The sequence below is a fragment of the Gymnodinialimonas sp. 57CJ19 genome, from assembly GCF_038396845.1.
Taxonomy (GTDB): Bacteria; Pseudomonadota; Alphaproteobacteria; order Rhodobacterales; family Rhodobacteraceae; genus Gymnodinialimonas.
The window spans coordinates 642,765-666,755 of the sequence record NZ_CP151587.1; the positions used below are offsets into that span (position 1 = coordinate 642,765).

22 protein-coding genes are annotated in these 23,991 nt (G+C 61.2%); 14 read left to right on the top strand and 8 right to left on the bottom strand.

Annotation, left to right across the window (positions count from 1 at the left end):
- The first annotated feature begins 86 nt into the window (after window positions 1-86).
- The 4 genes from ilvD to AADW23_RS03240 all read left to right on the top strand — a co-directional run bounded on the left by ilvD (window position 87) and on the right by AADW23_RS03240 (window position 3,765).
- Window positions 87-1,820, top strand: a complete 1,734-nt coding sequence (gene ilvD / locus AADW23_RS03225) for a dihydroxy-acid dehydratase (protein WP_341863087.1) — start codon at window positions 87-89, stop codon at window positions 1,818-1,820.
- A complete protein-coding gene (locus AADW23_RS03230) occupies window positions 1,807-2,523 on the top strand; it encodes a hypothetical protein (RefSeq protein ID WP_341863088.1) in 717 nt (238 codons plus the stop codon). The genes ilvD and AADW23_RS03230 overlap by 14 nt, the downstream gene beginning before the upstream one ends.
- A gap of 66 nt (window positions 2,524-2,589) precedes the next feature.
- A complete protein-coding gene (locus AADW23_RS03235) occupies window positions 2,590-3,363 on the top strand; it encodes a DUF6478 family protein (protein WP_341863089.1) in 774 nt (257 codons plus the stop codon).
- Window positions 3,364-3,393: 30 nt separating this feature from the next.
- Window positions 3,394-3,765, top strand: a complete 372-nt coding sequence (locus AADW23_RS03240) for a hypothetical protein (RefSeq protein WP_341863090.1) — start codon at window positions 3,394-3,396, stop codon at window positions 3,763-3,765.
- Between the two features lie 251 nt (window positions 3,766-4,016).
- Here AADW23_RS03240 and AADW23_RS03245 read toward each other — a convergent pair whose 3' ends face one another.
- Window positions 4,017-5,237, bottom strand: coding sequence for an argininosuccinate synthase (locus AADW23_RS03245; RefSeq protein ID WP_341863091.1), 1,221 nt, complete (start codon window positions 5,235-5,237; stop codon window positions 4,017-4,019).
- 80 nt (window positions 5,238-5,317) lie between these two features.
- On the opposite strand from AADW23_RS03245, the gene AADW23_RS03250 reads away from it, so the two are divergent.
- Together AADW23_RS03250 and ilvA are read left to right on the top strand one after the other, a co-directional pair.
- Window positions 5,318-6,133 (top strand): hypothetical protein, encoded by an 816-nt coding sequence (locus AADW23_RS03250; protein ID WP_341863092.1) that lies wholly within the window; start codon window positions 5,318-5,320, stop codon window positions 6,131-6,133.
- A gap of 52 nt (window positions 6,134-6,185) precedes the next feature.
- Window positions 6,186-7,433, top strand: coding sequence for a threonine ammonia-lyase IlvA (gene ilvA, locus AADW23_RS03255; protein WP_341863093.1), 1,248 nt, complete (start codon window positions 6,186-6,188; stop codon window positions 7,431-7,433).
- Window positions 7,434-7,439: 6 nt separating this feature from the next.
- Here ilvA and AADW23_RS03260 read toward each other — a convergent pair whose 3' ends face one another.
- Complete coding sequence (locus tag AADW23_RS03260) at window positions 7,440-7,766, bottom strand: Hpt domain-containing protein (RefSeq protein ID WP_341863094.1); 327 nt, start codon at window positions 7,764-7,766, stop codon at window positions 7,440-7,442.
- A gap of 150 nt (window positions 7,767-7,916) precedes the next feature.
- On the opposite strand from AADW23_RS03260, the gene AADW23_RS03265 reads away from it, so the two are divergent.
- Window positions 7,917-9,206, top strand: a complete 1,290-nt coding sequence (locus AADW23_RS03265) for a fused response regulator/phosphatase (RefSeq protein ID WP_341863095.1) — start codon at window positions 7,917-7,919, stop codon at window positions 9,204-9,206.
- Here AADW23_RS03265 and AADW23_RS03270 read toward each other — a convergent pair.
- Entirely contained in the window at window positions 9,203-9,646 is a 444-nt protein-coding gene (locus AADW23_RS03270; protein WP_341863096.1) for an NUDIX hydrolase, read from the bottom strand. The genes AADW23_RS03265 and AADW23_RS03270 overlap by 4 nt on opposite strands.
- A gap of 80 nt (window positions 9,647-9,726) precedes the next feature.
- Between AADW23_RS03270 and AADW23_RS03275 the strand changes: the two genes are divergently transcribed.
- Complete coding sequence (locus AADW23_RS03275; protein ID WP_341863097.1) at window positions 9,727-10,692, top strand: KpsF/GutQ family sugar-phosphate isomerase; 966 nt, start codon at window positions 9,727-9,729, stop codon at window positions 10,690-10,692.
- A 67-nt stretch (window positions 10,693-10,759) separates the two neighbouring features.
- Here the strand turns inward: AADW23_RS03275 and AADW23_RS03280 are convergent, their stop codons facing one another.
- The 4 genes from AADW23_RS03280 to galE all read right to left on the bottom strand — a co-directional run bounded on the left by AADW23_RS03280 (window position 10,760) and on the right by galE (window position 14,633).
- Complete coding sequence (locus tag AADW23_RS03280) at window positions 10,760-11,062, bottom strand: hypothetical protein (RefSeq protein WP_341863098.1); 303 nt, start codon at window positions 11,060-11,062, stop codon at window positions 10,760-10,762.
- A 194-nt stretch (window positions 11,063-11,256) separates the two neighbouring features.
- Window positions 11,257-12,561, bottom strand: coding sequence for a UDP-glucose/GDP-mannose dehydrogenase family protein (locus AADW23_RS03285; RefSeq protein ID WP_341863099.1), 1,305 nt, complete (start codon window positions 12,559-12,561; stop codon window positions 11,257-11,259).
- A gap of 51 nt (window positions 12,562-12,612) precedes the next feature.
- Complete coding sequence (locus AADW23_RS03290; protein ID WP_341863100.1) at window positions 12,613-13,611, bottom strand: NAD-dependent epimerase/dehydratase family protein; 999 nt, start codon at window positions 13,609-13,611, stop codon at window positions 12,613-12,615.
- Window positions 13,608-14,633, bottom strand: coding sequence for a UDP-glucose 4-epimerase GalE (gene galE, locus AADW23_RS03295; protein WP_341863101.1), 1,026 nt, complete (start codon window positions 14,631-14,633; stop codon window positions 13,608-13,610). The genes AADW23_RS03290 and galE overlap by 4 nt, the downstream gene beginning before the upstream one ends.
- 218 nt (window positions 14,634-14,851) lie before the next feature.
- Here galE and AADW23_RS03300 point away from each other — a divergent pair, with 218 nt between their 5' ends.
- Window positions 14,852-15,973: a polysaccharide biosynthesis/export family protein gene (locus AADW23_RS03300; protein ID WP_341863102.1), complete on the top strand. Its 1,122-nt coding sequence runs from the start codon at window positions 14,852-14,854 to the stop codon at window positions 15,971-15,973.
- A gap of 64 nt (window positions 15,974-16,037) precedes the next feature.
- Here the strand turns inward: AADW23_RS03300 and AADW23_RS03305 are convergent, their stop codons facing one another.
- Window positions 16,038-17,288, bottom strand: coding sequence for a glycosyltransferase family 4 protein (locus tag AADW23_RS03305; RefSeq protein ID WP_341863103.1), 1,251 nt, complete (start codon window positions 17,286-17,288; stop codon window positions 16,038-16,040).
- A gap of 172 nt (window positions 17,289-17,460) precedes the next feature.
- On the opposite strand from AADW23_RS03305, the gene AADW23_RS03310 reads away from it, so the two are divergent.
- From AADW23_RS03310 to AADW23_RS03330, 5 genes are all read left to right on the top strand, one after another.
- On the top strand, window positions 17,461-18,462 hold the full coding sequence (locus AADW23_RS03310) for an Hsp33 family molecular chaperone HslO (RefSeq protein WP_341863104.1): 1,002 nt from the start codon (window positions 17,461-17,463) through the stop codon (window positions 18,460-18,462).
- Complete coding sequence (locus AADW23_RS03315) at window positions 18,446-19,045, top strand: CoA pyrophosphatase (RefSeq protein WP_341863105.1); 600 nt, start codon at window positions 18,446-18,448, stop codon at window positions 19,043-19,045. The genes AADW23_RS03310 and AADW23_RS03315 overlap by 17 nt, the downstream gene beginning before the upstream one ends.
- 20 nt (window positions 19,046-19,065) lie before the next feature.
- Window positions 19,066-20,178, top strand: a complete 1,113-nt coding sequence (locus tag AADW23_RS03320) for a CCA tRNA nucleotidyltransferase (protein WP_341863106.1) — start codon at window positions 19,066-19,068, stop codon at window positions 20,176-20,178.
- Window positions 20,179-20,258: 80 nt separating this feature from the next.
- The gene (locus AADW23_RS03325) at window positions 20,259-22,115 is read left to right on the top strand and encodes an ABC transporter ATP-binding protein (protein WP_341863107.1); all 1,857 of its coding nucleotides are present in this window, start codon (window positions 20,259-20,261) and stop codon (window positions 22,113-22,115) included.
- Window positions 22,112-23,968: an ABC transporter ATP-binding protein gene (locus AADW23_RS03330; protein ID WP_341863108.1), complete on the top strand. Its 1,857-nt coding sequence runs from the start codon at window positions 22,112-22,114 to the stop codon at window positions 23,966-23,968. Before AADW23_RS03325 ends, AADW23_RS03330 begins: the two co-directional genes overlap by 4 nt.
- Window positions 23,969-23,991 lie beyond the last annotated feature (23 nt).

Here is a 23,991-nt window from a genome sequence, read left to right on the forward strand (position 1 = left end):
CTCTTGCCCCTTTTCGCGCAGCGCTCTATCCCATGGCAAAGCCAAATCTCGGCCCAAGCCAACGCCAAGTTTCAGGGAGACGCGCCATGACCGCCAATCGGCCAGACAAATCCAGATTGCCAAGCCGCCATGTAACCGAGGGGCCCGAACGCGCGCCGCATCGGTCTTACTTCTACGCCATGGACCTGACGCAAGAGCAGATCGACCAGCCTTTCGTCGGCGTTGCCACCTGCTGGAACGAGGCCGCGCCTTGTAACATCGCCCTGAACTGGCAAGCGCAATCGGTAAAGCGCGGCGTGAAAGAAGCAAACGGCACCCCGCGCGAATTCACCACGATCACCGTCACCGACGGCATTGCGATGGGCCACGAGGGCATGCGCTCGTCGCTCGCGTCACGCGATGCGATCACCGACACGGTGGAGCTGACGATGCGCGGCCATTGCTATGACGCGCTGGTGGGCCTTGCGGGCTGCGACAAATCCCTTCCCGGCATGATGATGGCGATGGTGCGTTTGAACGTGCCATCGGTGTTCATGTACGGCGGCTCGATTCTGCCGGGTCAGCACGAAGGCAAGGACATCACGGTTCAAGATATGTTCGAGGCCGTGGGCAAGTACCAGGCGGGCCAGATGTCCGATGCTGAACTGGCGATCCTGGAGCGTGTCGCCTGCCCAAGCGCTGGCGCTTGTGGCGGCCAGTTTACCGCCAACACGATGGCCTGTGTGTCCGAGGCGATTGGCCTTGCGCTGATGAACTCTTCCGGGATGCCCGCCCCCTATGAGGGCCGCAAAGAATATGGCGAAGCCGCAGGTCGCGCCGTGATGACCCTGTTGGAAAAGAACATCCGCGCCCGTGATATCGTGACGCGCGAAAGCCTTGAAAACGCCGCGCGTGTTGTGGCTTGTACCGGTGGCTCCACCAACGCGGGCCTGCATCTGCCCGCGATTGCCCATGAGGCGGGGATCGACTTCGACCTCTTTGACGTGTGCGAAATCTTCAAGGATACGCCCTACTTCGTCGACATGAAGCCCGGCGGGCAATACGTGGCGAAAGACCTGTTCGAGGTCGGCGGTGTGCCCGTTGTGATGAAGGAACTGCGCAAAGCGGGCCTGATCCACGAAGATTGCATGACCGCCAATGGCGAAAGCATGGGCGAGGCGCTGGACCGTATCCAGGGCGAGGCCGACGGCCGTGTTATCCACACCGTTGCCAATCCCCTGACGCCCACCGGCGGCGTTGTGGGCCTGCGCGGCAACCTTGCCGAAGAAGGCGCGATCGTGAAGGTCGCGGGCATGGACGAGGAACAGCAAGTGTTCACGGGTCCTGCGCGTGTGTTTGAATGCGAAGAAGATGCGTTCGAGGCCGTGAAGGCACGGGGCTATGAGGAAGGCGAAGTGATTGTCATCCGCAACGAGGGCCCCAAAGGCGGCCCCGGCATGCGTGAAATGCTGGCCACGACGGCGGCGCTGTCCGGCCAAGGCATGGGCAAGAAGGTGGCGCTGATTACCGATGGCCGTTTCTCGGGGGCGACACGGGGGTTCTGCGTCGGTCACGTGGGGCCAGAGGCCGCCGTGGGTGGGCCGATTGGCCTGCTAGAGAATGGCGATGTCATCACCATCAACGCGCTGACCGGCGAGTTGTCCGTGGCCCTGTCCGATGATGAGCTGGCAACCCGCCGCGCCAATTGGAAAGGCCCGCGTGAGACGATGTACGCCTCGGGCGCGTTGTGGAAATACGCACAGCTGGTAGGCGAGGCCCGCTACGGCGCTGTAACTCATCCCGGCGGCAAAGCGGAAAAGCACGTTTATGCGGATATCTAAATGGCTCAGCCCGCTGGTGTTTCTGGCGCTGGCGGGCTGTGTTGGCGGATTGGGTCTTGGCGGGGGCGGCAATTATGAGAACGCGCCCCGTCAGGTGCAGGTTACAGCGGATGCGGTCACGATTACCGGGCCCGCTGGCTTCTGCGTAGATCCAACCGCGACGCGCAACACCGATGACACGGGCTTTGTGCTTCTGGGTAATTGTGCTGCCATTTCGGGCTCTGCTCGCGCGGCGCAACCGGTTGTGCCCGCCCTTCTGACGGCCGCGGTTTCCACGCCATCTTCCGGCGCGAACCTGACCGCCAACCTTGCCGCGTTAGAAGTGTTCTTCCTGTCCGAGGATGGCCGCGCCTTGTTAAGCCGGTCCGGGGATGCGGCATCGGTGCAGATTCTGGACACGCGTATTCAGTCGGGCATGTTCCTGCTTCATGCCCGTGACAGCAGCGCCGGAGAGATGGTCGGCACGGCCTCGGACTACTGGCGCGCCTATATGTCGATCGGGGCTCGCTTGGCGACTTTGTCGGTCCTTTCCTTGGAGGATGCTCCGGTTGATGACGCCCAAGCACTTGCAACTTTAACGCAATTTGCCGCTGCCGTGCAGGGTGCCAACGCCGCCAGTGGCGCGGCAGAGGTGCCACAGGGTGTTAACGAAGAGTTAACAACCCCCTTCCGTGCGGGCCTTTTTCAGCGGATATTCCGGTAACCGATTGCCAAGAGACATCTGCTACAAGGATGCCACGGCGCGGTGAGGGTGCAAGGGACAGCGGGTATGGGTCAGGAATTTCCTGGAATTTTTGGAGGGTTTGGCCTGGGTCAGACCCTGAAGCGCTGGCAACGTGCCTTGCGCGAACCAAAAGACCTGTCCTTGGCGGAACTCAAGCGCATGAATGGCGATATTCAGGGCATGCGGGATCGATTGGACAAGATGGCGGCGCAATCGCGTTCCGCCATTTTGTCACGCGCTGTGGGCGATGACGGGATCGACCGCCCGGACCAATGTGATTGGGCGACCAGACCTGCCGTTTGGCGCGAAGAAATGCGGCCGAAGGGCATTGTCGGGCTCAACTCTCCGCAGCCCTTGAGCGGGGGGGCGACAGTTTTCCACGATGCCAACCACGCCGAGATGAGCCTTCGGCAGGAACGCGCCCCCCATTGGGCACGGGGGGCAAACTTCGGTTTGGTGCTAGAGGTGTATCGCTCGGACGGGTCCTTCGTTTCCTTCGTGCAAGACCTCCCGCCTGAGGCGATGGTGGGGCTGACACGCAACCACTTCATCGCGGTCAATCTTGTGGCGGACCGCGAACAGCCGGTGGAAATATATGCGCGCCTGAACATTCAGCACGGGCCGAATGTGGAACAAATGGTCCGCCAGATTGAATTTGATGGGACCACGGGGCAGGCCGAATTTGACCTCGCCTATAGCAAGATCAACGAGAAACGGCTTGAAAAAGCCTGGTTGGATTTGATCGTGGAAGGGCCCAAAATGACCCGGATCGCCCTTTGGGACATGGTCCTGCTGCGCGCGCCCAGAGCCGATTTCTAGGACGCCCGAACCTTAAGGAACTGACGGATTATGGCAGAAGCATTGGTGCGCACGACACTGCAAGCAGGGCGCTATGAAGGCGTGCTGACGGGTGCCGGACAGACAGAGATTGAAGCGCTCCACAAGGGGCGCATCGTGGGTGTGGCGCAGATTACCGAGCACCCCACTGAAGCGGGCGCGATGCATGTGGCGCTGGACCTGCCCACCGATGTGCTGAGTGACGGCGTGCAAGTGGTGGGCCTGCGGTCCACGGCAACGGGCGAGGTTCTGGACCGGCTGACGCTGATGTCCGGCTCGGCCATGGATGACGACATCCGAGGCGAATTGACGTTGCTGCGCGAAGAGTTGGAAATGCTCAAACGCGCGTTTCGCCGCCATTGCGTGGACACCGCGCAGGACTAGGTCTGTCTGGGGTCTTTCATTTCTTATTGGGAAAAATCGCAGGGTGCGCGCGCTTGGTCTTCTGTTGAAGGGGGCCAGCCCCCTCTGCGCATCCAAGGGATGCGCAGACCCCCGGAGGTGTATTTACCAAGATGAAGGAGGGAGCGGCGCGCGTGTTGGGAATGGCGACGTGCGTGTCTGTGGGTGTAAGAAAGCCCCCTCCGGTCTTGGGGAGGGGGCTATTGTCGTTCACGGGGCCGGGGCCGCGCGGGTTACTTGGTGAACTTGCGGTTCCGGGCGGCCAACAGTTTCAGGCGCAGGGCGTTCAACTGAATGAAGCCTTGGGCGTCGGTCTGATCGTAGGCACCCATGTCTTCTTCGAAGGTCACGTGAGCCTCGGAGTAGAGCGAGTGGTCAGACCAGCGGGCCACGGTACGGGCCGCACCTTTGTAGAGTTTCAGGCGCACGGTGCCTGTCACATGCTCTTGGCTTTTGTCGATCAGGGCTTGCAGCATTTCACGCTCGGGCGAGAACCAGAAACCGTTGTAGATCAGCTCTGCGTAGCGGGGCATGATGCTGTCTTTGAGGTGACCTGCGCCGCCGTCGAGGGTGATTTGTTCGATGCCACGGTGGGCTTCCAAGAGGATCGCGCCGCCCGGAGTTTCGTAGATGCCACGGGACTTCATGCCCACGAATCGGTTCTCTACCAGATCGAGGATGCCGATGCCGTGTTTGCCGCCCAAGCGGTTCAGCTCGGTCAGGATCGAAGCCGGGCTCATGGCCTCGCCGTTGATGGCGACCGCATCCCCCTTCTCGAAGGTGACTTCCACCATTTCCGGGGTGTCGGGCGCATCTTCGGGGCGGGTGATCCGCTGGAGGATGTGATCGGGGGCTTCTTCGGCGGGATCTTCCAGCATTTTGCCTTCGGAAGACGTGTGCAAAAGGTTGGCATCGACCGAGAAAGGCGCCTCGCCGCGTTTGTCTTTGGCGATCGGGATCTGATGCTTTTCAGCGAACTCGATCAGCTTGGTGCGCGAGCCAAGGTCCCATTCCCGCCATGGTGCAATCACCTGGATTTCAGGGTTCAGGGAATAGGCGCACAGCTCGAACCGGACCTGGTCGTTGCCCTTGCCGGTCGCGCCGTGGCTGACGGCGTCGGCGCCGGTTTCTTCGGCGATTTCGACCAGTCGTTTGGAGATCAGCGGGCGCGCGATGGAGGTGCCCAGAAGGTAAAGCCCTTCATAAAGCGCATTGGCGCGAAACATCGGGAAAACGAAGTCGCGCACGAATTCCTCGCGCAGGTCCTCGATGTAGATGTCCGAGGCGCCCATCATCTCGGCCTTTTTGCGGGCAGGCTCCAGCTCTTCGCCTTGGCCCAGATCGGCGGTGAAGGTAACGACCTCGCAGCCATACTCCGTTTGCAACCATTTCAAAATGATCGAGGTATCGAGGCCGCCGGAATAGGCGAGCACAACCTTCTTTGGCGCTGACATGAAAGGTACTCCGTGATGCACAGTTGACGCAGGCGGCGATACCGGGTTTTCAAGGGCGGAGCAAGCAAGTGGAGCTTCCCATGGACTACGGCTATCAGCTACTTCGCCACGCCTTCGCGCAGGTGTTCGGCAATCTGCCCCAGGCGGCACGGATTACACTGGTGCTTTTGGCGGTTCCTTTGGTGATCGCTTTTGCCACAAACCCCAGCTTACTGGACGGCAGCGCCTTCCATGTGGACCCGACCACCGGGCTGGCAGATTTCGCGGCCCTGAACCTGCTCGGCGGGCTTTTGACCTTGATCGCCGGGCTTGTGTGCTGGCTATGGGCCGCCGTGGCGTGGCATCGCTTTGTGTTGCTGGAAGAATACCCACGCGGCCTGTTTCCCAATTGGAAGGGGTCGCAGATCGCCAACTACTTCGGCAATGCGGTGCTGGTTTTCCTGATAATGGTTGGCGCCGGAATTGCTGCGGGAATTGTTGTGGGGGTTGCGGTTGCCGTATCCCAAAGCCCTGCCGTGGCAGTTTCACTGGGGGTTGGGTTGGTCTTCGGCCTGTCCTGGGTTGCCACCCGTGTCGGGTTGATCCTGCCTGCGGCAGCCATTGGGGAGTCGTTGAAGATCAGCGAAAGCTGGAAAGCGACCGCGCCGGTGTCGGGACAGATCATTTTGCCAATCATCGTGATCGCCCTCGTCTCGACAATCCTGAACCAGGGGATCGTCGCGGCCTTTGGCAACTCGGTCGAGGTTATGACGCCCATCGGGCCGCAGCAGCAGGTGACCTTTTCCACAATCGGCATCGTGCTAAGCGTTGCGGTGGGGTGGGCGCAGATGCTGATAAACCTCGCATTGATGACGACACTATACGGCAACCTGATCCAAGGGCGTCAGTTGAACTGATTTCTGCCAACTGAAGCTGGACACGCGAGGCAAGACGCGCCAAGCCATTGCCATGAAAGATTTCGCCACCGCCGCCAAAACCACGACATCCGCCCTGCGGGATTTGTTTCCTGCGACGCCCTTGTTGAAGAACGCCTACCTAAGCGAACGCTTTGGGGCAGATATTTGGCTGAAGCGCGAAGACCTTTCCCCCGTCCGATCCTACAAGCTGCGCGGCGCGTTCAACGCCATGCGGAAGGTGCGGACGGAAAAGCCGGATCAGATGGATTTCGTATGTGCCAGCGCGGGCAACCACGCGCAGGGCATGGCGTTTGTCTGCGCGCATTTCGGGGTGCGAGGGCGGATTTACATGCCGGTCACGACGCCTGAACAGAAGGTGTTGAAGACCCGGACCTTTGGCGGAGATGCGGTTGAGATCGTGCTGGAAGGCGATTTCTTCGACGAAACCCAATCTGCCGCGAAGGCCTATTGCGATGAAGTTGGCGCGCATTTTCTGTCGCCCTTTGACGATCCCGACGTGATCGAGGGCCAAGCCTCGGTCGCGGTGGAAATGATCGACCAATTGGGCCGCGCGCCGGATCATTTGGTGCTGCCTGTGGGCGGCGGCGGGCTGTCGTCCGGGATGCTGTCGTATCTGCGGGCCGTAGGCGCCGAGACCCATACAACCTTGGTAGAACCGGCGGGCGGGCCCAGTCTGACCGCCGCGCTGAAAATCGGCGCGCCGCAAACGATTGAGATCACCGATACCTTCGTCGATGGCGCGGCCGTGGCCCGCATTGGGGACCGCAACTTCGAGGTGTTGCGCAGTGTGTCCCCCCGCGATGTGTTGATCGCGCCAGAGAACCGTATTTGCGTTACGATTCAGGAAATGCTGAACCTTGAAGGCGTCGTGCTGGAACCGGCCGGCGCACTGTCGATCAACGTGTTGGAAGACCTGCGCGATCAGATCGCGGGCAAGACAGTGGTTTGTGTCACCTCTGGCGGCAACTTCGATTTTGAACGTTTGCCCGAGGTGAAAGAGAGGGCGCAGAAATGGCAGGGTTTGAAGAAGTACTTCATCCTTCGCCTGCCACAACGCCCCGGCGCGTTGCGCGACTTTCTGGATATGTTGGGGGACGACGACAACATTACCCGGTTTGAATACCTCAAGAAGAACTCCCGCAACTTCGGGTCTGTGCTGATCGGGATCGAATCACAACGGGCGGGCAGTTTTCCTGAATTGGAGGAGCGGGTCGCCTCGCGCGGGTTTGGGTTCCGCGATATTACCGACGATCAAATCCTTGCGGATTTCCTGATCTAGGGTGGGTTAAGCAGCGCTGGCCAACTCGGGCACTTGCGGCGCAACCTCGGCCAATGCGGCAGCGAAGGTGTCGCGAATTGCGGCCAGATCGGGGGTGTCGCCGCCGTTGCAAGCAGCCTCAGCCACCGCGCAGGCTTTCACCAGGCTCACAAAGCCAAGGTTCGCCGCAGATCCTCGCAGAAAGTGGAAATCGGCCGCTTTGGCGGTGTCGGACGCAAGGCTGCCCAGGGTTTCCTGAAGCTCTGCCACGAACAGCAGGGCCACATCGGCGAAATCTTCTTCCCCGATGTCTTCTCGCAGCTCATTCAGGCGGGTCCAATCCACGTGGGTCATCGTCACACTCCTAACCGTCGAAGCGGCCTCTATAGGCGCAGTTCATTAACAAATGATGGGCTGGAGGGGGCGGACGTCTCGAATTGTATGATTCACCAGACGTTAAAGAAAATCTTCGAAGCTGCCAGTGAATCAGGTCGAGGGCGAGCAATGGGCGCAGTGATTTCCAACCCCCAAAGGGGCATTCCTGCGCAGCCAGTAACCGCGGGTGTCAGCGCAACGCCGTTGACCGTGTTGGTGCTGGATGACAGCCCGGCACAGCGCAATATGGTCAGCGCCCTCCTTCGCAAATGGGGCCACGTCGCCATTGAAACGGGTGACCCGGTGGAAGCTTTGACCATGGCGCGGGACCCGGATGTGTCATTGATCCTATGTGACTGGATGATGCCCGAAATGACCGGGCCGGAGTTTTGCCGATGCCTCCGGGCGGAGGTGACGGAAACCTACCCTTATGTCCTGTTGCTGACTTCCAACCAGGAACGCAGCGCCGTGGCGGAAGGCTTGGCGGCGGGGGCGGATGATTTCCTCAACAAACCCGTCCGGCCGCCCGAACTTCAGGCACGGATGAACGCGGGTGCACGGATCGTGGACATGCAGCGCGAATTGCGCAGCAAGAACGGCCTGCTGGAGCGTACGTTGGACGAATTGCAGCTTCTGTACGGGGCCATTGATCGTGATCTGGATGAAGCGCGGCGGCTTCAGATGGGCTCGTTGCAAGACACCCATTGCGCGTTCAACGGGGCAGATGTGGCGCTTTTGCTGGAGGCGAGCGGTCATGTCGGCGGTGATATGGTGGGCCACTTCACGGTTAGCGATGATATCGTCGCGCTGTACAGCATTGACGTATCCGGCCACGGCGTCGCCTCGGCCATGTTAGCGGCCCGTGTTGCCGGGATGCTGTCCGATGCCTCTCCCGACCAGAACATCGCCATGACGCGTGGCGCGGAAGGCACATTCACCGCTCTTTCCCCCGAAATTGCCGCCAGCCGCATGAATGACCTGCTCCTGAAAGAGGTGCAGACGGACCGCTACTTCACCATCTGCATCGCCATTGCCGATCTGACCACGGGCGGCGTGCGCATGGTTCAGGCGGGGCACCCCAACCCGATGGTGTTGCGTGCAAATGGAAAGGTGGACATGGTCGGCGATGGCGGGCCGCCCGTCGGCCTGCTGCCGGATATGCCCTTCACCGCATTTGACGTGCAGATGAACCCCGGCGACCGGCTTCTACTGTATTCAGATGGCCTGACCGAATGTCCCGATTCCAGTGCGACCATGTTGGACGATGAGGGGCTGATTTCCTTGATGATGCGGCACAAGCGCCACGGCGGTCTATCGTTTCTGGACGCGCTGCACGACGGGCTTGTCACCTTTGCGGGCACTGACGAGTTCCCCGATGACCTGTCAGCACTGCTGTTCACCTTCTCTGGTCGCAGTTAAGCGCCCGCCAGATATTGCGACAGAAAATAACGGTCCCCCGATACGGCCAGTTTCTCTAACGCGACATCCCAGGGCAGGAACACCGCCGTATGATGCGGCTCGGTCGGGGCAGACCACCGCCTGCCCAACTGGGCCACATAGATGTGGCATTGCTTGTGGGCGTAGCGGTCATAATCGGGCATGAAGGTATAGCGATGGAACATCCCCAATCGCCGGGGAGAATGGATGCGGTAGCCGGTTTCTTCCATCACCTCTCGGTGCAGCGCGGCAAGGGGTTGCTCGCCGGGATCAATACCGCCACCGGGCAGTTGCAACTCGGGCGTCGGCGCATCCTGAAAGCTGGCCAAAAGACCATCTCCGGCGTCGATAATCGCATAGATGCCAGGGCGCGGGCGGTAGGTTTGGGCCGGGTCAGGCCAGTGTCCAAAACGTCTGTTCATGGCCCACTTTGTGCCACGGCCCCGGGGAGGCGGAAAGCCAATCCTCTCGCCAAGGGCGCGATGCTCCGCTAAACGGCCCTATGACCCAGAACCAAGCACAATCCCTGCGCGACACAGGCGCCCGCGTCCTACGGACCGAGGCGCGCGCGGTCGCGACCCTTGCCGATGACTTGCCCGTGGATTTCGCCCCCGCCGCCGAGGCGATATTGGCCACAACGGGCCGCGTAATCCTGTGCGGCATCGGCAAGTCTGGCCACATCAGCCGCAAGATCAGCGCCACCTTCGCCTCTACCGGGACACCGTCAGCCTTTGTTCATGCCGCCGAGGCCAGCCACGGCGATCTGGGCATGGTGATGCCGGGCGATCTGGTGATCTTGATCTCCAACTCCGGCGAAACGTCGGAGTTGAGCGACATCATCGCCCACGTCGCCCGCTTCTCGATCCCGATGATCGGCATCTCCAAGAAACCCGACAGCACGTTGATGCGCGCCGCCGATTTCCGCCTGACCCTTCCGGCGGCCGAAGAAGCCTGCTCGCTCGGGATGGCGCCCACGACCTCGACCACCTTGGCACTGGCCTTGGGCGATGCCCTGGCCGTCGCGGTGATGGAACGACGCGAATTCCAGCCCGAACAGTTCCGCACCTTCCACCCCGGCGGCAAGCTGGGGGCGCAACTTTCCACCGCCGCGCAACTGATGCACGGCCCCGAGGCCCTGCCCCTTGTGGATGCAAACACGCCCATGGCTGAAACTCTTGTGGTGATGAGCGAGAAGAGCTTTGGCATCGCCGGTGTGGTTACCCATGGCCGCCTTGTGGGTGTCATTTCCGATGGCGACTTGCGCCGAAACATCGCCCACCTGACCGAGCGGACAGCCGGCGAAGTGGCCACCAAGCAGCCCCGCACGATCACGCCGGACCTATTGGCGGCCGAGGCGATGGGCATGATGGCCACCAACAAGATCACCGCGCTTTTCGTGCTGGACGGGGACGGGCGCCCGATTGGGATCATCCATCTGCACGACTTGCTTCGTGCGGGACTGGCATAGACCGAGGATGCGAAAAGCCCCCGCAGCGATGGCTACGGGGGCTTTCGATTACTAAGGGCTGAGCCGATTAGTTGTTGTCGTCGTCGGCTTCTTCAAGGTCTTCAAAGATCTCTTCACCGAATTCGGGCTCACCCGAGACACCGGTGGTGCAGCCGATCTCTTCGCTTTCAGAGTCGGCGCTTTCGTTGACCACCTCAGCCACCGGATCCATGCAATCGACCTCGCCCGACAGGGGCGTGGAGTCAGCTTGCTCAATTGGCATATCTTCGCTGGCGTTGAAGATTTCGTCCGCAACTTCGGTCGTGGTTTGGGCGAAAGCGGGGGCGGCCAGCATGACGGTAGCGGCGGCGATTGTTGTAAAGCGTTTCATGTTGTTTCCTTTCGGTTGCATTGGTTAAACAACGGGACGCCGAAGGAAATGGTTGCAAAAAAAGTGTAATAAATTCAAATCTGTCGCCGGTCAGAGCGCAGATTTTTCTTAATTTAATTGGGTCTTACGCCCGAATCCGGGTGGCCAAATTTTTCCTCCGACGCCTTGGAAACGACCGCACCGGACGGCGAATTTTACCGCCCGACGCCCTCGTAGGCCTCGAACCCGGCGCGTTTGGCATCGCGCGGGCTGTAGACATTGCGCAGGTCGGCCATGCGGGGCGTCGCCATCTTCTTGGCGACACGGCTCAAATCCAGAGCCCGGAACTCGTTCCACTCGGTCAGAACCACCACCAAATCGGCGTTCTGCACGGATTTGTACGGATCATCGACCCAGTTCACGCCGGGCAGTAGCGCCTCTCCCTCGCGGAAGCCTTGCGGATCAACGACACGCACTTTCGCCCCGCCGCCGACCAAAGCAGGCACAATGGTCAGCGAGGGGGCATCCCGCATATCATCGGTGTTGGGCTTGAAGGTGACGCCAAGGACCGAGATCACTTTGCCATTGAATGAGCCGTCGCAAAGGTCGCGCAGCTTCTCGATCATCCGGGCCTTCACGCCGTCGTTCACGCGAATGACCGTCTCTACGATGCTTTGCGGCACGGCGTGATCCTGGCCGATCCGGGCCAGCGCGCTGGTGTCTTTCGGGAAGCAAGAGCCGCCATAGCCGGGGCCCGCGTGCAGGAACTTGTTGCCGATACGCCCGTCCATGCCGATCCCCTTGGAGACCTCTTTCACATCCGCGCCGACCTTTTCGCACAGCGCCGCGATCTCGTTGATGAAGGTGATCTTCGTCGCCAGAAAGGCGTTGGCGGCGTATTTGATCATCTCCGCGGATTCGAGGTCCGTCGTCACGACGGGGAAATCACGCAGGAAAAGCGGGCGGTAGATTTCGTCCATCACTTCGGACGCGCGGGGCGTCTGAACACCCACAACGACGCGGTCAGGGCGCATGAAGTCGTCAATCGCCGCCCCTTCGCGCAGGAATTCGGGGTTGGAGGCGACGTCGAATTCCAGATCAGGGCGCGCCTTGTGGACGACCTGTTTCACCTTGCGGTTGGTGCCCACGGGAACGGTGGATTTGGTGACGATCACGCCATAGCCCGTCATCGCGAGGGCGACTTCCTCGGCGGCTGCCATCACATAGGTCAGGTCCGCATGGCCATCGCCCCGGCGCGTCGGCGTACCGACGGCAATGAACACCGCATCGGCTCCATCCACGGCGCTGGCCAGATCGGTGGTGAAAGACAGGCGCCCTGCCTCCACGTTCTTGGCCATCAACGCATCAAGGCCCGGCTCATAGATCGGAACCTGCCCCGCGTTCAGCATCTCGATCTTCGAAGGGTCCTTGTCGACGCAGATCACGTCGTGCCCGAAGTCCGAGAAACAAACACCAGAGACAAGACCAACATAGCCCGTGCCAATCATCGTAATACGCATGGAGAAATCCCTTCCTTGCCCTACCGCGCTTCGCACCGCGTAGAGGCGGGTCTAGACATTGTAATAATCGCGATACCACGCGACGAAATTTGCGACGCCCTCGGTGACTTGGGTCTTCGGCTTATATTGGGTTAGATGCTGCAACAGGCTGGCATCGGCCCATGTGGCAGGCACGTCGCCCGGTTGCATGGGCATCATGTTCTTCTCGGCGGTGCGGCCCGTGGCCGCCTCAATCGCCTCGATATAGTCTAGCAATTGCACCGAGTTGGAATTGCCGATGTTCACGATCCGGTGCGGCGCGACGGGGGACAGGCTATCGCCTTCCACGCCGTCGGAGCCCGGCACGGCCTCGATCAGACGCAAGATACCGTCCACAAGGTCCGTTACATAGGTGAAGTCACGCTTCATATCGCCGTGGTTGTAGACGTCGATCGGCTCGTCGTTGAGGATCGCCTTGGTGAACTTGAACAGCGCCATGTCCGGGCGACCCCAGGGGCCGTAAACGGTGAAAAAGCGAAACATCGTTATCGGCAGATTGTAGAGGTGGGCGTAGGAGTGGGCCATAACCTCGTTCGATTTCTTCGTGGCCGCGTAAAACGACATCTGATGATCGGCCTGCATCGTTTCGGCGTAAGGCATTTGCGTGTTCGCGCCGTAAGCGGACGATGTACTGGCCAGAAGTGAATGGGCGGGCGGGAAGGCGCGCATGGCTTCCAGCAGGCGGAAGGTGCCGATCAGGTTGGCTTCCACATAGCTTTCCGGATTCTCGATTGAATAGCGCACACCGGCTTGTGCGGCGAGGTGGATGACCGCCGCGGGGCGGTGGGTTTCAAACAGGTCGTGCAGCACGCCGGGCGTCTCGATCCTTGCCTTTACGGGGGCGAAGGTGTCGTGTTCCATCAGCATCGCAAGGCGCGAGTCCTTCAGCGCGACCTCGTAATAATCGGTCATCGCGTCGATGCCGACCACCCGCCAGCCATCCGCCAGAAGACGGGCACACAGATGGTAGCCGATGAACCCGGCAGAGCCGGTGACAAGCGCCGTTCTCATTGCTCGGGCTCCTCCGATGAATGCGGCCCGACGATCCAACCCCAGCTAGAGGCGCACATATCGTCCAAGGCCTTTACCGTGCGGAAGCCCAGAATTTCCTCGGCCTTGTCGGCCTTCGCCACGTAGATCGGAACATCCCCGGCACGCCGTTCCACAATGCGGTGGGCGATATCGCGGTTGGAGGCCCGCTTGTACGCGGCCACAACTTCCATCACGGAATTACCGACGCCGGTGCCAAGGTTCACCAAGTGGCTTTGGTCATCCCCCAACAGCGCCCCAAGCGACAGGACATGGCCGCGGGCAAGGTCTTCTACGTGGATATAGTCGCGCACCCCAGTGCCGTCAGGGGTGTCATAATCGTCGCCGAAGACCTGCAACTCATCCAGCTCTCCGGCGGCAACCTTGGCGATATATGGCATCAGGTTGTTGGGAATGTCGCGTGGGTCTTCCCCGATCAGGTGGCTCTCGTGGGCGCCGGCGGGATTGAAGTAGCGCAAGATGCCGATGTTCCACCGGTCATCGGCGGCCGCCAGTTGGTTGAGGATCTGCTCGCCGGAAATCTTGGTCTGGCCATAGGGGTTCATCGCCCGGAACTCGGCGGTTTCTGGCGTCGGCGTCTCATCTGGCACGCCGTAGACCGTGGCCGAAGAGGAAAACACGATCTTCCGACACCCTGCCGCATCCATGACCCGCAGCAGGTTGATCAGCCCGCTGATGTTCACATCAAAGTAGTCGAGCGGGCGTTCAACCGACTCTGACACCGCTTTCAGAGCCGCAAAATGCACGACTGCGTCGAACTGATGTTCCGAAAACAGGCTGCCAAGGGTGGTGGCATCGCGCACGTCGGCTTCAGCCAGGCTCACGGGTTTGCCGGTCAGTTTTTCCAGCCGGTCCACGACTGAACGGCTGGCGTTCTGGAAATTGTCCAGGATGGTGACGTCATATCCAGCCTCGATCAAAGCCACATAGGTATGTGACCCGATATACCCGGCCCCGCCTGTCAAAAGAATATGCTCTGCCATCCGCGGTGTGCCTTGCTCGACTTGCCGTCTTCCGTTGGTCCCCCGATTGCCACGGAACGGCCCCTGACGTCAAAGCCCATGTTCAGAAAGCTTGCCTTGGGTAAATATGCACCGCCCCTTGGTGAAAGAGCGTCAGGCGCGTTGACGCAACGCAAGCACCCTGTAAACCTCTCGCGGAAATGGATTTGTCACCTGATCTGGGGGGATCTTTGGCACAAATGGCCCGTTTGCCGCTTCGAAATGCCGTGGTGCTTGCCGCGATGATGCTTGCCTTGGCGGCTTGCGATGCCCTGCCCCGCAGCGCTCCGGTGGAACGTGAAGTGGTTGAAGTGGCCAGTGGCGAGATCGCAGATTTCTCGGTCTACCCCGTGACCCGCGCCTTTCTTCCCACGGTTGCCCAATGGCCCGCCACCGGCGCGCGTCACCTGAACTGGATACCCACCTCGGGCGGTGCGCGGACGCAAGTGATCGCCACGGGCGACAGGTTGGAGCTGACCGTATGGGACAGCGCCAATGACAGCCTCCTGACGGAAAACAACGCCTCTACCGTGATTGATGCCCTGACGGTGGCCCCCGACGGCACCATTTTCGTGCCCTATGTGGGCAATGTGCAGGTGTCCGGCATGACCACGCAGCTGGCGCGGCAACGCTTGCAAGAGGAAATCGACGTGGTCGCCCCTTCCGCACAGGTTCAGCTGGAGCTGGTCGAGGGGCGGACGAACTCCGTCGATCTGGTGGGCGGTGTGGGCGCGCCGGGACGCTTGCCGATGCCGGACCGGAACTACACCGTGCTCAACGCCATTGCCGATGCGGGCGGGGTCAGCGCGGGGCTGGAAAACCCACAGATCCGGCTGATCCGGGCGGGCGCCATTTATGGCACGTCGATTGATCGGCTGTTTGCGGAACCGGGGCTGGATACCCTGTTGCGGGGCGGAGACCGGGTGATCGTCGAGGAAGACCGTCGCTACTTCCTGTCTCTGGGGGCGGCGGGGGAACAGAACCAACACGCCTTCCCGCACGATCGCGTGACCGCGCTGGATGCCATGGCGCTGATCGGCGGGGTGGAAAGCCGTCGGGGTGATCCGGGCGGTATCCTGGTGCTGCGGGAATATCCCGCCTCGGCCGTGCGGGCCGACGCGCGGGGGCCGGATCAGTCGCGCGTTGTGTTCGCGCTGGACATGACCAATGCCGATGGGCTGTTTTCGGCCCGCAATTTTCGCATCTTTCCCGGTGATCTGGTGTTGGTAACAGAAAGCCCGGTGACAGGCGTGCAAACGATATTCGGCCTGATCGGCTCGGCCTTTGGACTGGTGGGCGCGGCCAGCAACATCGCGGACTAGGCGACGCGGTCCGGCCCCAGGCTGAAGCCCGGTCTACCGGGGAAGGGGCATCGTAGACCGGGCTTCAGCCCGGGATGGCCATCCGCTTTGCCTTGGGGACCAGCGCATTAATCTGGCGCAGATGTTCGGGCAGACACACCTTCTGGAAATCGTAGTTCTTCACCACATGGGCCCGTGCCGCCGGTCCAAGGTGGGCGTAGGTGCCGGGGCGTTCCAACACATCCACAACCTTGCGGGCGATATCCTTGGGGTCGAAGAAATCAGCAAGCAAGCCGGTCTTGCCGTGCTCGATCGCTTCGCGCACCGGGGCCACATCGGACGCCACAATCGTCGCCCCCATCGACATCGCCTCCAGACACGACCACGACAGCACAAACGGTACCGTCAGGTAGATGTGGCAGCGGCTGACTTGAACGATCTTCTGGTAATCCTCGTAGGGCACCCGCCCCAGAAAATGGACGCGGGACCAGTCAACGGCGTCGCCAACTTCCCTCTCCATTTCGGCTCTATACCCGCCTTCAGAGCCTGATTTCTTGCCGTAGGACACATCCGATCCACCGATAATCAGTGCCCGTGCGTTGGGGCGTGCATCAAGAATATGGGGCAGCGCGCGCATGAAGCTGTGGAAGCCGCGTGTCGGCTCCATGTTGCGGGCCATATAGGTGAAAATTTCATCGTCCTTGGTGACGGATCGCCCAAGACGCCCCAAGGCAACTTCGGCCTTCGGGTCGGGCATCAACTTGTCGGTGCGGATGCCGTCGTGCTTGACGTAGATCTTTTCCTTGAAGCTGTCAGGGAACGTGTCGCGTTGCCAGCCGGTGGGGGAATGGCCCTGATCCACGGTCTGGATGTTGGCAAAGTTCACCGCGTTACGGGCGTGCATGGTGAACGGCGCATGGGGGCTGGCGGGAAATTCGGGGTCAAACCCGACACTGCCGCCCTTGGCGAGGAAGTAATACTCAAAATAGCCGATGATCGGCGCGTTTGGCCAAATCTCTTTCAGGAACGTCAACTCTCCCCAACCCACGTGACCGATGATGATATCGGGGGTGAACCCCTCTGCCCGCAGCTTGGCGGCCGCTTGAGCACAACCGAACCCGTTGCCAGTGCATTCCTCCCAATATTGGGTCAGGGCGTAGGCGTCCTTGGCGGGCTTGTGGTGGGTCTTGTAGGTCACGACCCGCGCGCCTTCCATCCCCGGGACATCCTTGCGTTGGGTCAGGAACACCAGCTCATGCTTTCCCTGCTCTCTTAACCAGGTGAAAAGCTCTCGGTATTGACCGGGAAAGTTCTGATGCACAAAAAGGATTTTCATCGTCACGCTACGCCTGTGTCTTTTCGGGATTTGCCCCTGATTAACCCTGATGTCCCAATCCCATGCGGCAGGCGCAAGGCAGAACTGCGGCAACAGGGGGGTTTGGTGTTGCGACAGCACTCCCTATATGGGACCAGACTTTGAAAATTTCGCAAAAAAGGGGGTGCCCCCCATGACTATGACCACAAAACTCGCGTGGGACGACACGGTATTGCCATTCCAACTGGATCGCTCGGACATTCGTGGCCGTGTGGCGCGGTTGGACACGACGCTGAACCAGATCCTGTCTCAGCACGATTATCCCGCCCCGATCGAGGCGATGGTGGCTGAAATGGCCCTGCTGACGGCGCTGATCGGGCAGACCATGAAGCTGCGTTGGAAACTGTCGTTGCAGGTACGCTCCGACGGGCCGATCCGCCTGATTGCGACCGATTTCCTTGCCCCCGAGGCCGAGGGAGAGCCCGCGCGCATCCGCGCCTATGCCTCTTATGATGAAGATCGGTTGGACCTGACCGCCCCTGCCTTCCCGCAGATCGGCTCTGGGTACTTTGCGATCCTGATCGACCAGGGCCAGGATATGACACCCTATCAAGGCATCACGCCGATCGGTGGGGAGTCTCTATCCGCCTGTGCAGAGACTTATTTTGCGCAATCCGAGCAGCTTCCTACGGCGTTCAAGCTGTCTTATGGCAAGGCGCAGGAACCCGGTCAGGCCGAGGGCTGGCGTGCCGGGGGCATGATGATCCAGGTGATGCCGGAATCCTCGCTGGAAGCGGCCGAGCCGCCCACAAGTGATGAAGGCACGCTGACTGCTAACGATCTGGTGTCCGACGATAAAGCCGAGGATTGGTCCCGCGCCAACATCCTGATGGATACCGCCGACGAGATGGAGCTGATCGGGCCCCATGTGTCCCCGACGGACCTGCTCGTGCGTCTCTTCCACGAGGAACAGCCTCGTGTCTTCGACGCGTTGCCCGTGGGCTTTGGCTGCACCTGTTCCGAGGATCGCGTGCGACAGTCTTTGTCGATCTATTCGGCCAAGGACATTGCCCATATGACGACCGAGGAAGGCCGGGTCACGGCGGATTGCCAGTTCTGCGGCAACCACTATGACTTTGACCCCCTCTCGTTAGGGTTCGAGGCCGAAAGGGCCCCCGATGGGTCGCCTGTTTGATCTAGATACAATGACGGCCGCGTTGGAGACACCTCTGGCGCGGCCCATTGGTTCGGGGTCGTCGGATTATGATCTGAACCCCGGCGTGACCTTGCCCGCCGACCGTGTCTTGCGGCCCGCTGCCGTGCTGATCGGGGTATTGGGCGATGAGGTGGTGCTGACCAAACGCTCGTCCAACCTCAAGCATCACCCCGGCCAAATCGCCTTTCCGGGTGGCAAGGTGGACGGCGTCGAGACCCCCGCCCAGGCCGCCCTGCGCGAGGCCCAGGAAGAAATCGGACTGGCGCCGGAAAACGTCACTATTCTTGCGGAATTGTCGCCCCATGAAACGGTCACCTCCTACAACGTGACACCCTTTCTGGCGCGGATCGAGGCTAACTTCACCCCCAAGCCAGAACCCGGCGAAGTGGCCGAGGTGTTCCGCGTCCCGCTCTCATTCCTGATGGACCCCTCCAATTACGTCGTCGAAGGTCGCCGATGGCGCGGCATGCGGCGCGAGTTCTTTGTGGTGCCCTACGGCCCCTATTACATCTGGGGCGCAACGGCCCGGATGCTGAAGGCTCTTGCGGATCGGGTGGCGTAATGCGGTTGCAGGCGCCTTGTTTGACCGATGCGGGCACTGTCGCGGTATTTGAGGCGCTGCAAGGTCATGGTGTTTGGTTTGTCGGCGGATGCGTGCGCAACGGTCTGTTGGGTCTTCCCGTCGCGGATATCGACATTTGCACGGAGCTGCTGCCTGAACAGGTGATGGAACTGGCTCAAGGGGCCGGGTTGAAGACCATCCCCACAGGCATCGACCACGGCACGGTGACGGTGGTGGCCGATGGCACGCCCTATGAAATTACGACCCTACGCCGCGATGTAGAGACGGACGGACGCCATGCCTCTGTCGCCTTTACCCGAGAACTGGCGCAGGATGCCGCGCGGCGGGATTTCACCATGAACGCGCTTTACGCGACCCGCGACGGGACGGTTCTGGACCCCAATGGCGCGGGCCTGGAAGATTTGGCCGCGCGGCGTTTGCGCTTCATTGGCGATGCCAGTGCCCGCATTGCCGAGGACCACCTGCGCATCTTGCGGTTCTTCCGGTTCCACGCTTGGTACGCCGATCCTGCCGGCGGTATCGACGCCGATGGGCTGGCCGCCTGTGCGCACGGGGTGGACGGGATCGCCAAACTTTCGCGCGAACGGATCGGGGCCGAGGTCAAAACGCTCCTCCGCGCGCCTGATCCCGCGCCTGCTGTCGCGGCGATGGATCAGTCAGGCGTCCTCGCCGCGGTTCTGCCGGGGGCCCATGCGCCTTCTTTGACCCTTTTGACGGGGCTGGAAGGCGACGTTGCGCCCGCTGCGATCCGACGCCTGGCGGCTTTGGGCGGCGACCCCGGTAACCTTCGTCTATCCAAGGCTGAAGCCAAGCAACTTGCCCTGTTCCGCGATGAGATGGGCACGCTCACCCCCCCCGGCGCGTTGGGGTACCACCACGGCGCGGTGGCCACCCGTGATATCTTGCTGCTACGTGGGTTGATCGCGGAACAGCCCCCCGGCGCAGAGGCCCTTCGGCTGGCCGAACAAGGCGCCCAAGCCGTATTCCCCGTGAAAGCCGCAGACCTGCCGGCATTGCAGGGCAAAGCCTTGGGCGATCACCTGAAGGCGTTGGAAACGCGGTGGATTGCCAGCGATTTCACCCTGACCAAAGCAGAACTGCTCCGCCCCTGAAGGGCACCTCTGCCAAGCCCTCCCATGCATGGCCATTTCCCCGACAGGGCGCTATACCTCAGTCCTGACCGGGAATTGTCATGTTCAAGATATTTGAAAATCTGGTCGATCCCTACGTAGCCCACGCCAACCAGGATCAGCCGCCTCGCCGTCTTTGGCCCTTCCTTTGGGACTATTCGCAGCCCTTCAAGGGGCTCTTTGCGCTGACCGCTTTCATGTCTGTCGTCGTCGCCGCGATCGAGATCGGGTTGATCTGGTACATGGGCCGTGTGGTGGACCTGATGACCGAAGGTGAGCCCGCCACGGTTTTGTCCGACTACGGGCTGGAACTGACGCTGGCCGCTGTTTTCATCCTGACGATCCGGCCCGTTTTGCAAGGCATCGACGTGGCGCTGTTGAACAACGCGATCTTGCCGCAGTTCGGCGCACTGGTGCGGTGGCGCGCCCATAAACAGGTACTGCGTCAATCTGTTGGCTTCTTCGAGAACGACTTCGCCGGCCGCATTGCCAACCGGATCATGCAAACGCCGGGTAGTGCGGGGGACGCGATCTTTCAGGTGTTTGACGCGATCACCTTCTCTCTCGCGTATCTGGTGGGGGCGGCGATTTTGCTGATGGGATCAGACCCCCGTTTGGCGCTGCCCTTGGTGGTCTGGTTCACCCTCTACGCGCTGCTTTTACGCTGGACGATGAAACGCGTTGGTCCCGCATCCAAAGCCGCATCCGATGCCCGCTCGATGACCACGGGGCGGGTCGTGGACAGCTACACCAACATCCATTCGGTGAAACTGTTCGCCCATAACGACTCGGAACTGGCCTACGCGAAAGAAGCCATCGAGTTCACCCGCCGGACCTTCGCCAAAGAGATGCGGATTTTCACCACCATGGACGTGATGTTGGTCACGCTGAATGGCTTCCTCATCGTGGCGGTCGTGGGGTGGGGTATTCTGCTGTGGTCCCAAGGTGCGGCCTCTGTCGGGGTGGTCGCGGCGGCGACGGCCTTGGCGCTGCGGCTGTCCGCCATGACCGGTTGGATCATGTGGGCGGTCTCCACGTTCTTCCGCGCCCTCGGCGTTGTCGCCGAAGGGATGGAGACGATTACCGTACCAATCGAGCTGGTCGATGACCCGGACGCCAAACCCCTGCTCTTGACGCAGGGTGAAATCACGCTGGATGGAATCAGCCACCATTATGGGCGCGCGGCGGGCGGGCTGGATGGCATCTCGCTGACGATCAAGCCGGGCGAGAAGGTGGGGCTTGTGGGGCGGTCGGGGGCCGGAAAGTCTTCACTCGTGAAGCTGTTGTTGCGGTTCTACGATGCCGAACAGGGTCGTATCTTGATCGACGGGCAAGATATCGCGCGGGTTCAGCAGGACAGCCTTCGCGGGGTGATTGGTATGGTGCAACAAGACAGCTCCCTGCTGCACCGATCAGTCCGCGATAACATCCTTTACGGGGCGCCCGGTGCCTCGGATGCGGCGATGATCCAAGCTGCCAAACGGGCCGAGGCCCATGAGTTCATCCTTGATCTGGAAGACCCCCAGAGCCGCAAAGGCTATGACGCCCATGTGGGGGAAAGAGGCGTGAAGCTTTCGGGCGGGCAGAGGCAGCGGGTGACGCTGGCCCGTGTGATCCTGAAGAACGCCCCGATTCTGGTGCTGGATGAGGCGACAAGCGCGCTCGATTCCGAGGTCGAGGCGCAGATTCAAGAAACGCTTTACGGGGTGATGCAGGGCAAGACTGTCATCGCCATCGCCCACCGCCTGTCGACCATCGCGCAGATGGATCGGATCGTGGTGCTGGACGACGGCCGCGTGGTGGAAGACGGCCCTCATTCGGTGCTTTTGGCGCAAGGTGGCCTATATGCCAGCTTCTGGGCGCGGCAGTCAGGTGGCTTCATCGGCGCCGACACGGATACAGAGGAAACCGCCAAGTGAATACTCTAACGCGCGTTGTAGACTGGCTTTCCAGCCTTGTGCCCCCCTTTGCAAAAGCCGATGGCCCGCCGCCCCAAACCCTTTGGCCTTTCATCAAATGGTGCCTATCGGGCGCATGGCCGATCATGTTCATCGCGGCGCTATTTTCAGGCTTTGCCGGCTTGATGGAGGTCGCCGCCGCTTGGTACCTGGGCGCGTTGATCGACACGACTACCGGGCCCACGGCGGACTACCTTGGCACCCATGGGTTGCTGGTCGCGGGCTACATCCTGTTCTACCTGATGATTCGGCCGCTGTTCTTCGGCTCCTCCGCCGCGTTTACCGGCATCGTTCTGCCGCCCAACATCGCGCCATTGGTGCAATCCCGGCTGCATCGCTGGACCTTGGGCCACGACATCAGCTTCTTCGATAACGATTTTGCGGGCCGGATCGCGCAAAAGCAAATGCAGGCGGCCACCGCGCTTGTAAACATCGTGACCGAGGTGATTAACGCCGCCGCTTACGCCATCATTACGCTGATGGGGACGGTGGTTTTGCTGGTGGCGATCGACTGGCGGATCGCTGTCTTGCTGCTGGCTTGGTGTGGGATTTATGCGGTGATGATCCGCTGGTATCTGCCGCGCATTCGGGTGCGCGCCAAGGCCCGAGCCGCCACGCGGGCGAATGTGACGGGGCAGGTTGTTGATACGATTACCAACATCAAGACCGTCAAATTGTTTGGCCATACCGACCACGAAGACGCCGCCGCGACCGAGGCGATGGGCAATTACCGCGCCGCCGCGCTGCGGTTCGGGACCCTCTCGACCGGGTTCCGTTTCGCCCTGATGACCACCGCCGGATTGCTACCCGTTGTTCTGGTGCTCAGCGGTGTCTCGCTCTGGCAAAGTGGCCAGGCCACCCCCGGCGATATTGCCGCGATTGGCGCTATTTCCATGCGTATTTCGCAGATGACAGGCTGGGTGTCGTTCACCCTGATGGGGATCTACGCCAACCTGGGTGAGCTGGAGGACGGGATGCGCACCCTTACCCCGTCCCATGGGCTGACCGATGCCGATGATGCCCCCACGTTGCCACGCCTGTCGGGAGCCATCGAGTTCGACGGCGTGTCTTTCGCCTATGGGCAGCGGACCGGTGGGATTGATGCCATCGACCTGACGATTGCCCCCGGCGAAAAACTGGGTGTCGTCGGGGCTTCCGGGGCCGGGAAGTCGACCCTCGTGGCCCTTCTGATGCGGCTCTACGATGCAGAACAGGGTCGTGTTTTGCTGGACGGCACAGATGTAAGCAGCGTCACCCAAGATAGCCTGCGGCAACAGATTGCGATGGTCACCCAAGACACCGCCATGTTCAATCGCACGGCACGGGACAACATCCTGTACGGACGCCCAGATGCCACCGAGGCCGAGGTAGTCGAGGCCGCCAAACGGGCCGAGGCGCATGACTTCATCCAGGACCTGCGCGACCATCGTGACAACAAGGGGTACGAGGCGTTTTTGGGCGAACGCGGCGTGAAGCTATCGGGCGGACAACGCCAGCGCGTGGCCCTCGCCCGCGCCTTCCTCAAAGACGCTCCGGTTCTGGTGCTGGATGAGGCCACAAGCGCGCTCGATTCCGAGGTTGAAGCCGCCATTCAAGACACGCTCCACAGCGTGATGGAGGGAAAGACCGTCATCGCCATCGCCCACCGCCTGTCTACCCTTTCCGCGATGGATCGGATCATCGTGCTCGATAACGGCAGGATCGTCGAAGACGGCACCCACGAGGCGCTTTTGGCGCAGGACGGGCTGTATGCGCGGTATTGGAACCGTCAATCGGGCGGGTTTATCGGGCTGGACGACGCGGCGACGGCCTAGCGCGGGACTTGTCCCGCCGCGTG

Excerpts from the sequence above, each read along its gene's own strand:
- ilvD (WP_341863087.1), top strand. The coding sequence starts at position 87 with ATGACCGCCAATCGGCCAGACAAATCCAGATTGCCAAGCCGCCATGTA.
- AADW23_RS03230 (WP_341863088.1), top strand. The coding sequence starts at position 1,807 with ATGCGGATATCTAAATGGCTCAGCCCGCTGGTGTTTCTGGCGCTGGCG.
- AADW23_RS03235 (WP_341863089.1), top strand. The coding sequence starts at position 2,590 with ATGGGTCAGGAATTTCCTGGAATTTTTGGAGGGTTTGGCCTGGGTCAG.
- AADW23_RS03240 (WP_341863090.1), top strand. The coding sequence starts at position 3,394 with ATGGCAGAAGCATTGGTGCGCACGACACTGCAAGCAGGGCGCTATGAA.
- AADW23_RS03245 (WP_341863091.1), bottom strand. The coding sequence starts at position 5,237 with ATGTCAGCGCCAAAGAAGGTTGTGCTCGCCTATTCCGGCGGCCTCGAT.
- AADW23_RS03250 (WP_341863092.1), top strand. The coding sequence starts at position 5,318 with ATGGACTACGGCTATCAGCTACTTCGCCACGCCTTCGCGCAGGTGTTC.
- ilvA (WP_341863093.1), top strand. The coding sequence starts at position 6,186 with ATGAAAGATTTCGCCACCGCCGCCAAAACCACGACATCCGCCCTGCGG.
- AADW23_RS03260 (WP_341863094.1), bottom strand. The coding sequence starts at position 7,766 with ATGACCCACGTGGATTGGACCCGCCTGAATGAGCTGCGAGAAGACATC.
- AADW23_RS03265 (WP_341863095.1), top strand. The coding sequence starts at position 7,917 with ATGGGCGCAGTGATTTCCAACCCCCAAAGGGGCATTCCTGCGCAGCCA.
- AADW23_RS03270 (WP_341863096.1), bottom strand. The coding sequence starts at position 9,646 with ATGAACAGACGTTTTGGACACTGGCCTGACCCGGCCCAAACCTACCGC.
- AADW23_RS03275 (WP_341863097.1), top strand. The coding sequence starts at position 9,727 with ATGACCCAGAACCAAGCACAATCCCTGCGCGACACAGGCGCCCGCGTC.
- AADW23_RS03280 (WP_341863098.1), bottom strand. The coding sequence starts at position 11,062 with ATGAAACGCTTTACAACAATCGCCGCCGCTACCGTCATGCTGGCCGCC.
- AADW23_RS03285 (WP_341863099.1), bottom strand. The coding sequence starts at position 12,561 with ATGCGTATTACGATGATTGGCACGGGCTATGTTGGTCTTGTCTCTGGT.
- AADW23_RS03290 (WP_341863100.1), bottom strand. The coding sequence starts at position 13,611 with ATGAGAACGGCGCTTGTCACCGGCTCTGCCGGGTTCATCGGCTACCAT.
- galE (WP_341863101.1), bottom strand. The coding sequence starts at position 14,633 with ATGGCAGAGCATATTCTTTTGACAGGCGGGGCCGGGTATATCGGGTCA.
- AADW23_RS03300 (WP_341863102.1), top strand. The coding sequence starts at position 14,852 with ATGGCCCGTTTGCCGCTTCGAAATGCCGTGGTGCTTGCCGCGATGATG.
- AADW23_RS03305 (WP_341863103.1), bottom strand. The coding sequence starts at position 17,288 with ATGAAAATCCTTTTTGTGCATCAGAACTTTCCCGGTCAATACCGAGAG.
- AADW23_RS03310 (WP_341863104.1), top strand. The coding sequence starts at position 17,461 with ATGACTATGACCACAAAACTCGCGTGGGACGACACGGTATTGCCATTC.
- AADW23_RS03315 (WP_341863105.1), top strand. The coding sequence starts at position 18,446 with ATGGGTCGCCTGTTTGATCTAGATACAATGACGGCCGCGTTGGAGACA.
- AADW23_RS03325 (WP_341863107.1), top strand. The coding sequence starts at position 20,259 with ATGTTCAAGATATTTGAAAATCTGGTCGATCCCTACGTAGCCCACGCC.